Source organism: Micromonospora sicca, assembly GCF_003172935.1.
Taxonomy (GTDB): Bacteria; Actinomycetota; Actinomycetes; order Mycobacteriales; family Micromonosporaceae; genus Micromonospora; species Micromonospora sicca.
This window is the reverse complement of the sequence record NZ_QGKS01000233.1, coordinates 1-10,848: the sequence shown is the minus strand read 5'-3', so window position 1 is coordinate 10,848 and position 10,848 is coordinate 1. Positions and strand designations below refer to the sequence as shown.

Here is a 10,848-nt window from a genome sequence, read left to right as displayed (position 1 = left end):
CCCCCGGTGAGCGCCCGACCGGGCCCGGCCACGCCGAGCCGGCGGCCGGTGCCGAGCCCACGGCCGAGGAAGGGAAGGCCTGATGCCGACCTGGTTGGAGCTGGTCCTCCGGGTGGCCGGCGTGCTGGTCGCGTTCCTCACCCTGCCGCTGGTCGTCGGGCAGGTCGAGCACAAGGTGATGGCGCACATGCAGGGCCGGCTCGGCCCGATGTACGCGGGCGGCTTCCACGGCTGGGCGCAGCTGATCGCCGACGGGATCAAGTTCGTGCAGAAGGAGGACGTCACGCCGCGCGACGCGGACCGGGCCGTCTTCCGGCTGGCCCCGGCGGTGGCGCTGGTGCCGTACCTGCTCGCGCTGCTGGTGATCCCGCTCGGCCCGGGCGACCTGGTGGGGCAGCCGCTGGACATCGGCCTCTTCTTCGTCCTCGCGGTGGTCGGCATCGGCGTGGTGGCGGTGCTGATGTCGGCGTGGGCGTCGGCCAACAAGTACAGCCTGCTCGGCGGCCTGCGCGGCGCGGCCCAGTTGCTCGGCTACGAGCTGCCGCTGGTGCTGGCCGCCGCGTCGGTGGCGATGGCGGCGGGCACGCTCAGCCTCTCCGGCATCGTCGAGGCGTGGCGGCCGTGGTGGCTGCTCTGGCAGGCGCCGGCGATGGTGATCTTCTTCGTCGCCGGGCTGGCGGAGATCCGGCGGCCCCCGTTCGACATGCCGGTCGCCGACTCGGAGCTGGTCTTCGGCTACATGACCGAGTACACCGGCCTGCGCTTCGCCTTCTTCCTGCTCGCCGAGTACGTCGGCATCGTGGTGATCGCCGCGCTGACCACCGTGCTCTTCCTCGGCGGCTGGCAGGGGCCGTTCGCGGACGCCCAGCTCGGCTGGCTCTGGACGCTGCTCAAGGTCTTCGCCGTCGCCTTCGTGATCATCTGGCTGCGGGTGTCCTACCCCCGGCTCCGCGAGGACCAGCTCCAGCGCCTCTGCTGGCTGGTGCTGGTCCCCCTGGCCCTGGCCCAGCTCGTCCTCACCGCCGCGGTCCGCCTCGCCCTCTGAGCGGGGCGGGTCAGCGCAGTGGAGTGTGGGCGGGGTCGACGCGCTCGGCAGGCGGGGGCGGCGGAGGCGGGATGCCGTCGCCGAAGGGACGCCCGCCGAGCTGCTCGCGGTCGTGCGGGGTGAGCCAGTTGGACAGGTCGGGGCCGAGGGGGACCACGCCGGTCGGGTTGATGTCCCGGTGCACCTCGTAGTAGTGCCGCTTGATGTGGTCGAAGTCGGTCGTGTCGCCGAAGCCCGGGGTCTGGAACAGGTCCCGGGCGTACGCCCAGAGCACCGGCATCTCGGCCAGCTTCTGCCGGTTGCACTTGAAGTGGCCGTGGTAGACCGGGTCGAAGCGGGTCAGCGTGGTGAACAGCCGCACGTCCGCCTCGGTGATCGTGTCGCCCACCAGGTACCGCTGCCCGGCCAGCCGCTCGCTCAGCCAGTCCAGCCGGTCGAAGAGCCGGTGGTACGCCTTCTCGTACGCCTCCTGGCTGCCGGCGAAGCCGCACCGGTAGACGCCGTTGTTCACGTCGGCGAAGACCACCGCGTTGACCTCGTCGATCTCGTCGCGCAGCCGCTCCGGGTACAGCTCCGGCGCCCCCTCGCGGTGGTACGCGGTCCACTCGGTCGACAGGTCCAGGCTCATCCGCGCGTAGTCGTTGGTGACCACCCGCCCGGTCGGTACGTCCACCAGCGCCGGCACGGTGATGCCGCGCTCGTACCCCGGGAACCGCTTGAAGTACGCCTCGGCCAGCCGCTCGATGCCGAGCACCGGGTCCCGGCCGCCCGGGTCCAGGTCGAAGGTCCAGCTCCGCTTGTCGTGCGTCGGCCCGGCCACCGCCATCGAGATGGCGTCCTCCAGCCCGAGCAGCCGGCGGACGATGATCAGCCGGTTCGCCCAGGGGCAGGCGCGACTGACCGCCAGCCGGTACCGGCCGGGCTCGACCGGCCAGCCGTCCCGGCCGTCGGCGGTGATCCGGGTGGCGATATAGCGCTGGTCCCGGGTGAACTCGCCGCCCGGCTCGACGTACTTCCCGCCGGTCCGCTCCAGGATCTCGTCGTCGTCCGCGCCCACGCCGCCTCCTCGCCATCGCCCCGCCGGTCACGCCGGCGTCCGACTCCCATCATGGTCGCTCCCGGGTCCCGGGGCAGCCCCGACGCGACGCGGGGCTACGCTGCCGCGGTGACCGATCTGGAGGCGGCGGCCCGACGCTTCATCGCCGACGTGTGGAACGCCGGCCGCGAGGAGACGGCGTACGAACTGATCGCCGAGGACTGCCCGGGGCTGGGTGGGACCGGACCGGCGGCGACGCTGGCCTGGCACCGGGACCGGCGGGCGGCCTTCCCAGACCTGCGCTACAAGGTCGTCGAGCTGGTGGCGGCCGGGGACCGGGTGGCCGTGCACTGGCGGGCCGCCGGCACGCAGGCCGGCCAGTTCGGCCCGGTGCCGCCGACCGGGCGGGTGGTCAGCTACTCCGGGGCGACGTTCCTGCGCTTCGACGAGACGGGCCGGATCCTCGACGTGTGGAGCGTCAACGAGCTGTTCCAGGTCCTCCAGCAGCTCGGCGTGGAAATGCTGCCCCCGCTGCCCGGCGTCACCGACCCCGGGGCCTGATCCGGTCGGCGGAGTCGTTCTCCCCACGATCCCCGTACCGCCGGTAAGAGCCGGGTGGTGGTCGCGCGCGCCGAGGGCGCAGGGCAGGATGGGCGGCATGAGTGAGCGCAGCGGCATGCCCGGCGAAGGGCTGGTGAAGGGGCTGGCGGTCACGTTGAAGACGATGACCCGCCGCTCGACCACCCAGCAGTACCCGGACGTCGCCCCCGAGCTGCCACCCCGCTCCCGCGGCGTGATCGCGCTGCTGGAGGAGAACTGCACCGTCTGCATGCTCTGCGCCCGGGAGTGCCCGGACTGGTGCATCTACATCGACTCGCACAAGGAGGAGGTGGCGGTGCCCGGCGCCGCCCGCCCCCGCCAGCGCAACGTGCTCGACAAGTTCGACATCGACTTCTCGCTCTGCATGTACTGCGGCATCTGCGTGGAGGTCTGCCCCTTCGACGCGCTCTACTGGTCCCCGGAGTTCGAGTACGCCGAGCACGACATCAAGGACCTGCTGCACGACAAGGACCACCTCGGCGAGTGGATGGCCACCGTCCCGGCGCCACCCGCGCACGACCCGCACGGCGATCCCTCCAAGGAGGAGACCACCGCCGCGCGCAAGGCCGCGGCCCCGGCCCGCCCTTCCGCCGTACGCCCCGAGCCCGGCCCCGCCGCCGACGGAGGTACGGCCCCATGACGGGTGCGGACCTGCTGCTGCTCGCCCTCGGCGCGGTGGCGGTCGGCGCGGGGGTGCTGGTGGTGAGCACGAAGCACCTGGTCCGGGCCGGTCTCTACCTGGTGGTCTGCCTGGGTGCGCTGGCCGGCGACTACCTCGTGCTCACCGCCGAGCTGGTGGCCTGGGTGCAGGTGCTGATCTACGTCGGCGCGGTGGTCGTGCTGCTGCTCTTCGCGGTGATGCTGACCCGCGCGCCGATCGGCGCCTCCGACGACCTGGACCGGCCGGGCTGGCCGGCCGCCCTGATCGGCGGCGGCAGCGGGCTGGGCCTGGCCGTGCTGCTGGTCGACGCGTTCCGCTGGTCCCGGGTGGAGCTGCCCACGGCGGGCACCGCCGACCGCCTCGGCGAGCAGGTCTTCCGCTCCTGGGTGCTGCCCTTCGAGGTGCTGTCGGTGCTGCTGCTCGCCGCCCTGGTCGGCGCGATCGTGCTCTCCCGCCCCGACATCGGGCGGCCCGGTCCGGTCAGGTCCGCCACGCCGGCCGCCGGTGACGAGGGTGGGCGCGCGTGAGGCCGGTCGTCCCCTACGTCACCGCCGCGCTGCTGTTCGGCCTGGGCGTCTTCGGCGTGCTGCGCCGCCGCAACGCCGTGCTGGTGCTGATGGCCGTCGAGTTGATGCTGAACGCGGTGAACCTGATCCTGGTCACCGCGGACACCACGGTCCGGGCGCAGCTGCCGCACGCCGGGCAGGTCTTCGCGCTTTTCGTGATCGTGCTCGCCGCCGCCGAGATCGGCGTGGGGCTGGCCATCGTGCTCCAGCTCTACCGGCTGCGGGCCAGCGTCGCGGTGGACGAGGTGCCGCTGACCGAGGCGCCGACGCCCGTGCCGGCCGGCGTGGCCGGGGTGGCCGCCGACCGGTCCGCCGCGGGGACCACGGGCGGCGTCGACGGGCCGGAGGTGCGGGGATGAGCGAGGGCATCGGGCGACTGGCGCCGCTCGTACCGCTGCTGCCCGGCCTGCCGTTGGCCGCCGGCCTGGTGGGGCTGCTCCTGCCGCCGTCGCCGCGTGGCGCGGCGACCGGCGAGGACCGGGCCCGGCGGGTGGCGATCGCGCTCGGCGTGGCCGGTGCGGCCGGGGCGCTGCTCGTCGCGCTGGCGCTGCTGACCCGGGTGGACCACCCGGTCGAGGCTTCGACCACCTGGGTCGACCTGGGTGGGCTGCGGGTGACGCTGGGCTACCGGCTGGACGGGGTGGCCGTGCTGGTCGCCACGGCGGTGGCCGCGGTCGCTCTGGCGGTGCAGGTCTACTCGATCGCCTACCTGAAGCGCGGCCCGCACGACGACGTCGAGGTGGACCACCGCTACCCGCCGTACGCGGCGCAGATCAGTCTCTTCACCGCCGCGATGCTGGTCGTGGTGGTCTCCGGCGACCTGATCCTGCTGCTGGTCGGTTGGGAGGTGATGGGCATCTGCTCGTACCTGCTCATCGCCCACGACCGGCGGCTGCCCGAGGCGCCCGCCGCGGCGGTGAAGGCGTTCCTGGTCACCCGGGTCGGCGACGTGGGCTTCCTGCTCGGCATCGCGCTGCTCGGCGTCTCCGCCGGCAGCTTCAAGATCGCCGACGTGCTCGCCCACCCCTACTCCACCGGTACGCTCACCGCCGCCTGCCTGCTGCTGCTCGCCGGGGTGGCCGGCAAGAGCGCCCAGTTCCCGCTGCACACCTGGCTGCCCGACGCGATGGCCGGCCCCACCCCGATCTCCGCGCTGATCCACGCCGCCACCATGGTCGCCGCCGGCGTGTACGCGGTGGCCCGGCTCTTCCCGCTGTTCGAGCGCGCCCCGGTGGCGCTGACCGTGCTCGGCGTGCTGGCCGCGATCACCCTGCTGCTGGGCGCGTTCGCGGCCACCGCGCAGGACGACATCAAGCGGGTGCTGGCCTGGTCGACGGTCTCCCAGATCGGTTACATGACCGGGGCCCTCGCCGTCGGCTCGCCCACGGCGGCGCTGTTCCACCTGCTCAGCCACGCCGCGTTCAAGGCGCTGCTCTTCCTCGCGGCCGGGGCGGTCATCCACGCGGTGGGCACCACGCTGATGTCCCGGATGGGGGGTCTGCGGCGGGGCATGCCGGTGACCTTCTGGTGCACGGTGGTCGGTCTCGGCGCGCTCGCCGGGGTGCCACCGCTGTCGGGCTTCTGGAGCAAGGACGGCGTGCTCGCCGCCGCCGAGGCCGCCGCGCTGGACGGCGCCGGCCCGACGCCGCAGTGGGTCGGCTGGCTGGTCTGGCTGGCCGGGCTGCTCGGCGTCGCCGTCACCGCCTGGTACGCCACCCGCCTGCTGCTGCGCACCTTCTTCGGCGCCACCCGGATCCCGCTGGCGGACCCGCACGACCCGCCGGCGCTGATGCGCTGGCCGGTGCTGGTGCTGGCGGTCCCGGCCGCGCTGCTCGGCCTGGCCGGGTTCTGGGGGCCGTTCATCGGGCGGATCTTCGCGCCCGCCACCGAGGCGGAGCTGACCGACTTCGGCGACTCGCTGACCCACCTGGGCGCGGCGGTGCTGCTCCCGCTGGCCCTCCTGCTGGCCGGCGCGGGGGTCGCGTGGGCGGGCTGGCGCCGGGACTCGGCCGCCGACCCGGCCCGCTTCCTGGGTCCGCTCCGGCCGGTCTTCGCCCGGGCGTTCCGGCTCGACGACGTCCAGCACGCCCTCGTCGTACGCCCGACGAACGCGCTCGCCCGGGCCGCGCGGACCGGGGACGAGCTGGGGGTGGACGGCCTGGTGGAGGGCAGCGGCCACGCCGCGGTGGGTCTGGGCGGCGGCCTGGCCACGCTGCACCGCGCGGCCCTGCCCCGCGCGGCGGCCGGCGTACTCGCCGGCGCGCTGCTGATCGGCCTCGCCGTCGCACTGATCGGGGTTGCATCGTGAGCGCGTCGCGAACTGAGGTGGCACCGTGAGCGCGAGGAGTGAGCCGGTGTTGCGAGCCCCGCAGTCGCGAACTGAGGTGGCACCGTGAGCGCGAGGAGTGAGCCGGTGTTGCGAGCCCCGCAGTCGCGAACTGAGGTGACACCGTGAGCGCGAGGAGTGAGCCGGTGTTGCGAGCCCCGCAGTCGCGAACTGAGGTGACACCGTGAGCGTCGGGCAGGTTCTGCTGGTCGCGGTCCTGGCCGTGCCGGCGCTCGGCGCGGTCGCGGTGGCGGCCGTCCCGCACGACCGGGCGGCCCGGCTGACCGGGGTGGTCGCCGCCGCGCTCACCCTGCTCGCCACCGTGCCGCTGGTCGGCGGCGACCACGGCTGGTTCGGCTACGGGCCCCGTCCCGCCGTGCAGCCCTGGCACCAGCTCGACCTGCCCTGGGTGCCCGGCCTCGACCTGCGCTTCCACCTCGGGGTGGACGGGATCTCCTGGCCGCTGGTGGTGCTCACCGCCCTGCTCACCCTGCTCTGCTGTGGGTACACGCTGTGGCGGGTGCCCGACGGTGGCAGCGGCCGGGCCCTGGTCGCGTTGCTGCTGGTGGTCGAGGTGGGCATCCTCGGCACCTTCCTCGCCCTCGACCTGGTGCTGTTCTTCGTCTTCTTCGAGGTCGTCCTGCTCCCGATGTACGCGATCATCGCCGGCTGGGGCGGCGAGGACCGGCGGCGGGCGGCCCGGAAGTTCGTCCTCTACACGCTCCTCGGCTCGGTGCTGCTGCTGGTCGGCGTCTACGTGGTGGTCGCCGCCGCCGGCACCGCCGACCTCGTGACGCTGACCGGCGGGGCCGGGCTGTCCCGGGGCACGCAGCTCGCCGCGTTCGCGCTGCTGGCGCTGGCGTTCGCGGTGAAGAGTCCGCTCTGGCCGCTGCACTCCTGGCTGCCCGACGCGCACACCCAGGCGCCCACCGTCGGCAGCGTCATCCTGGCCGGGGTGCTGCTCAAGATGGGGACGTACGGCCTGATCCGGGTGGCGGTCGGGGTGGCCCCGGAAGGCGCCCGCTGGGCCGCCCCGGTGCTCGGGGTGCTCGCCGTCGCCGCGATCCTGGTCGGCTCGCTGGTCTGCCTCGCGCAGGACGAGCTGAAGCGGCTGATCGCGTACTCCAGCGTCGGGCACATGGGCTTCGTGCTGCTCGGGGTGGCCACGCTCACGGCCACCGGCATCGAGGCGGCGCTGATCGGCAACATCGCGCACGGGGTGATCACCGGCCTGCTCTTCTTCCTGGCCGGGGCGGTCAAGGACCGTACCCACACCGGCTCCCTCGCCGAGCTGTCCGGGCTGCGGGAGACCGCGCCCCGGCTGGCCGGGCTGCTCGGCTTCGCGGCGGTCGCCTCGTTGGGGCTGCCCGGGCTGGCCGGCTTCTGGGGCGAGGCGTTCGCCGTGGTGGCGGCGGTCCGGCGGGGCGGCGGGTTCTGGGTCACCCTGGCGGTGCTGGCCGCGCTCGGCGGGGCGCTGACCGCCGCGTACTTCCTGCGGTTGCTGCGGCAGGTCACCCACGGGCGACCCAGTCCGGCGGTGGGCCGGCTGGCGCCCGGGCTGGCCGGGGCCGAACTGACCGCGTGGGCCCCGCTGGTGCTCCTCGCGCTGGCCGTCGGCCTGGCCCCCGCGCTGGTGCTCGGTTACGCGACCGGCCCGGTGGACGCCCTGGTGGGGGTGCTCAAGTGAACGGGTCCCGGATTCGTCGGTGGGGCGGGGTGGCGGCGTGAGCCTGGTGCAGAGCGTGGACAACGTGGCGCTGCTGCCGGCGTACCTGGCCGCCGGCACCGCCGTGGTCGTGCTCCTGGCCGACCTGCTGGTGGCCCGGGCCGCCGCGACGGTGGCGGTGGCCGCCGTCGGCGCCGTCGCCACGGCGGTGGGCGCGGCGGTGGTCGGGGCGGGCGGCGAGCGGCGCACCTTCTGCGTGGGCGGTGACTGTTCCTGGCTGTTCAACGGCCGGGCGGCCCTGGTCGCGGCGGTCTTCGCGCTGCTCACCCTGGGGGTACTGGCGTTGTCGGGGCCGCTGCTGCGGGCCGGCCGCACGCCGGTGGGGGAGTACTGCTTCCTGCTCGCCTGCGCGATGACCGGCGGCGTGGTGCTCGGCGCGGCCGGCGACCTGATCACCCTGATCGTGGCGCTGGAGACGCTCACCCTGCCGCTCTACGTCCTGGTCGGCCTGCGCCGGGGCAGCCTGGCCAGCGCCGAGGCGGCGGTGACCTTCTTCGTGGTCAGCGTGGTGGCGACCACGCTGACCCTGCTCGGCGCGGCGCTGCTCTACGCGGTGACCGGCGGGCTGCACCTCGACCGGCTCGGCGCCACCCTCGCCGAGCGGCCGGAGCTGTTGGACCTGCCGTTGACCACGGTCGCGGTGGCGCTGGTGGTGCTCGGGCTGGCGTTCAAGGTGGCGGCGGTGCCGTTCCACGCCTGGGCCCCGGCCACGTACGACGGCGCGCCGCTGCCGGTGGCCGCGTACCTGTCGACCGCGTCGAAGCTGGGCGGGGTGGTGGCCCTGCTCGCCGTGGTCCAGCGGGCGCTGCCGGCCACCGTCACCGGTCCGGTGCTGGCCCTGCTCGCCGTGCTCACCATGACCGTCGGCAACCTGGTGGCGCTGCGCCAGCGGCGTACCGTCCGGCTGCTCGCCTGGTCCTCGGTGGCCCAGGCCGGCTACATCCTCGCCCCGCTCGGCGCGCTCGCGCTGGCGGCCGGCCGCACCGCCGACGCCCGCGCCGGGGCGTACGCGGCCGCGGTCGCGTACGCGATCTTCTTCGTGGTGCTGGAGCTGGCCGCGTTCGCGGCGGTGGTGGCCCTGCGCCCGGCGGACGCCGACGGCGGCACCCTGGACGACCTGCGCGGGGCGGCCCGCCGGCACCCGTGGGTCGGGGGCGCGTTCGCGCTCGCGCTGATCGGGCTGGCCGGGCTGCCGCCGGGGCTGGCCGGGCTGTTCGCCAAGGTGACGGTGGTCCGGTCGCTGCTGGACGGCCACGCCGGCTGGCTCGCCCTGGTGGTGGCGGTCAACGCGGTGCTCGGCCTCGCCTACTACCTGCGCCTCGCCGCCGGCCTCTGGGCCGCCCCGGACGCCGCCGCCCGCCCCGCCGGGGCGGACCGACCGGCCGGCGCCCGCCCGGCGACGAGCGTCGGGCTGGCCCTGGCGGTCGCGACCCTGGTGGCCGTGGTGGTCGGTTTCGCCCCGCAACTCCTGTTGGACCTGGTCGCCCGCTGATCCGGCGCAGCCGGCGCACAGCCTTTTTCAGGCAACTCTCAGTCATGAGCAGGATGGTTGACGGGTACCGGGTTGTTGAACCGGTCAGCGGATTCCTGTGCGGGTCCGCGCACCGAAGGAGCGATCGTGCATCACAACCGTCTGAAGACCGCAGCGCTGCTCGGCCTGTTGACCTCGCTGATCCTCGCGGTCGGCTACTGGTTCGGCGGGAGCGGCGGCCTCGTCTTCGCCGTCGTCGCCTCGTTGCTGATGAACGGCGTGACCTACTTCTACTCCGACAAGCTCGCGCTGCGCTCGATGCGGGCGCAACCGGTCAGCGAGGCAGAGTTCCCTGAGCTGTACCGGATGGTGCGTGAGCTGGCCACCGAGGCGCGGCAGCCGATGCCCCGCCTGTACGTCAGCCCGACCGCGCAGCCGAACGCGTTCGCCACGGGACGAAACCCGCAGCACGCGGCGGTCTGCGTGACCCAGGGCATCACCGAGATCCTCGACTACCGCGAGCTGCGCGGGGTGATCGGACACGAGCTGTCGCACGTCTACAACCGGGACATCCTGATCTCCAGCGTGGCGGCCGGGCTGGCCGGAATCATCACCTTCCTGGCGAACATCGCCTGGTTCATCCCGCTGGGCTCCTCGGACGACGAGGACGGCCCGAACCCGGCCGTGCTGCTGCTCACCCTGATCCTCGGCCCGATCGCGGCAACCATCATCCAGCTGGCCATCAGCCGGAGCCGGGAGTTCCAGGCCGACCAGTCGGGTGCGGCGCTGAGCCGGGACCCGCTGGCCCTGGCGAGCGCGCTCCGGAAGATCCACATGGGCACCCAGGCGCGGCCGCTGCCGGCGCAGGGGCAGCTGACCAGCACCGCCCACCTGATGATCGACAACCCGTTCAAGCGGGGCGGCGGCATCGCGGCGCTCTTCTCCACCCACCCCAGGATGGAGGAGCGGGTCGCCCGGCTGGAGCAGATGGCCGCCAACAGCGGTCCGGTGCAGTTCCAGCGCTGACCCACGCCGACAACCTCCGCCCGCGTCCGGTCCGGACGCGGGCGGAGTCGTGTGTCGAGGCACAAACCGGTTCCCTCCCGTCCTGCCCGGCGTTAGGGTCGAAACGTCTCTCACCCATTACATCCGTCGGAGGTCGACCGTGGCCGCACTGCGCCAGTACCTGGGCGTCTGGCGGATCCCCGGCGCGCCGATGCTGCTGATCCTCGGCATCATCGGCCGGCTCGGGATCGGCATGACCCCGCTGGCGCTGCTGCTCGTCGTCGAGCAGGTGACCGGGCGGTACGCCCTCGCCGCGGTCGCCGGGGGCTTCTACGCGCTCTGCGGCGCCGCGCTCAGCCCGGTCGCCGGGCGGGTCGCCGACCGGGTCGGCCCCACCCCCGTACTGCTGGCC

At 74.1% G+C, this 10,848-nt stretch carries 10 protein-coding genes and 1 pseudogene; 10 read left to right on the top strand and 1 reads right to left on the bottom strand.

The window, feature by feature from the left end:
* Window positions 1-82: 82 nt before the first annotated feature.
* Window positions 83-1,045, top strand: coding sequence for an NADH-quinone oxidoreductase subunit NuoH (nuoH, locus tag DKT69_RS16385; protein ID WP_109802415.1), 963 nt, complete (start codon window positions 83-85; stop codon window positions 1,043-1,045).
* Between the two features lie 10 nt (window positions 1,046-1,055).
* Here nuoH and DKT69_RS16380 read toward each other — a convergent pair whose 3' ends face one another.
* A complete protein-coding gene (locus DKT69_RS16380; protein WP_109802414.1) occupies window positions 1,056-2,102 on the bottom strand; it encodes a glutathione S-transferase family protein in 1,047 nt (348 codons plus the stop codon).
* 108 nt (window positions 2,103-2,210) lie between these two features.
* Here DKT69_RS16380 and DKT69_RS16375 point away from each other — a divergent pair, with 108 nt between their 5' ends.
* The 9 genes and pseudogenes from DKT69_RS16375 to DKT69_RS16335 form a co-directional block, all read left to right on the top strand.
* Window positions 2,211-2,642: an ester cyclase gene (locus DKT69_RS16375; protein WP_109802413.1), complete on the top strand. Its 432-nt coding sequence runs from the start codon at window positions 2,211-2,213 to the stop codon at window positions 2,640-2,642.
* 88 nt (window positions 2,643-2,730) lie between these two features.
* Entirely contained in the window at window positions 2,731-3,321 is a 591-nt protein-coding gene (locus DKT69_RS16370) for a NuoI/complex I 23 kDa subunit family protein (protein WP_109802412.1), read from the top strand.
* The gene (locus DKT69_RS16365; protein WP_109802411.1) at window positions 3,318-3,869 is read left to right on the top strand and encodes an NADH-quinone oxidoreductase subunit J family protein; all 552 of its coding nucleotides are present in this window, start codon (window positions 3,318-3,320) and stop codon (window positions 3,867-3,869) included. Before DKT69_RS16370 ends, DKT69_RS16365 begins: the two co-directional genes overlap by 4 nt.
* Complete coding sequence (gene nuoK / locus DKT69_RS16360; RefSeq protein ID WP_109802410.1) at window positions 3,866-4,267, top strand: NADH-quinone oxidoreductase subunit NuoK; 402 nt, start codon at window positions 3,866-3,868, stop codon at window positions 4,265-4,267. The genes DKT69_RS16365 and nuoK overlap by 4 nt, the downstream gene beginning before the upstream one ends.
* Window positions 4,264-6,216 carry an NADH-quinone oxidoreductase subunit 5 family protein gene (locus DKT69_RS16355; protein ID WP_109802409.1) on the top strand — a complete coding sequence of 651 codons (1,953 nt, stop codon included), beginning with the start codon at window positions 4,264-4,266 and terminating at the stop codon, window positions 6,214-6,216. Before nuoK ends, DKT69_RS16355 begins: the two co-directional genes overlap by 4 nt.
* Window positions 6,217-6,418: 202 nt before the next feature.
* Window positions 6,419-7,921 carry a complex I subunit 4 family protein gene (locus DKT69_RS16350; protein WP_109802408.1) on the top strand — a complete coding sequence of 501 codons (1,503 nt, stop codon included), beginning with the start codon at window positions 6,419-6,421 and terminating at the stop codon, window positions 7,919-7,921.
* Between the two features lie 37 nt (window positions 7,922-7,958).
* Window positions 7,959-9,452: an NADH-quinone oxidoreductase subunit N gene (locus DKT69_RS16345; RefSeq protein ID WP_109802407.1), complete on the top strand. Its 1,494-nt coding sequence runs from the start codon at window positions 7,959-7,961 to the stop codon at window positions 9,450-9,452.
* A 126-nt stretch (window positions 9,453-9,578) separates the two neighbouring features.
* Complete coding sequence (htpX, locus tag DKT69_RS16340) at window positions 9,579-10,457, top strand: zinc metalloprotease HtpX (RefSeq protein WP_109802406.1); 879 nt, start codon at window positions 9,579-9,581, stop codon at window positions 10,455-10,457.
* 139 nt (window positions 10,458-10,596) lie between these two features.
* Window positions 10,597-10,848 (top strand): annotated as a pseudogene (locus tag DKT69_RS16335) (MFS transporter); the annotation flags it as partial.

Bases quoted from the DNA above. Each gene is read 5' to 3' on its own strand.
- nuoH (WP_109802415.1), top strand. From the start codon at position 83: ATGCCGACCTGGTTGGAGCTGGTCCTCCGGGTGGCCGGCGTGCTGGTC.
- DKT69_RS16370 (WP_109802412.1), top strand. From the start codon at position 2,731: ATGGGCGGCATGAGTGAGCGCAGCGGCATGCCCGGCGAAGGGCTGGTG.
- DKT69_RS16365 (WP_109802411.1), top strand. From the start codon at position 3,318: ATGACGGGTGCGGACCTGCTGCTGCTCGCCCTCGGCGCGGTGGCGGTC.
- DKT69_RS16355 (WP_109802409.1), top strand. From the start codon at position 4,264: ATGAGCGAGGGCATCGGGCGACTGGCGCCGCTCGTACCGCTGCTGCCC.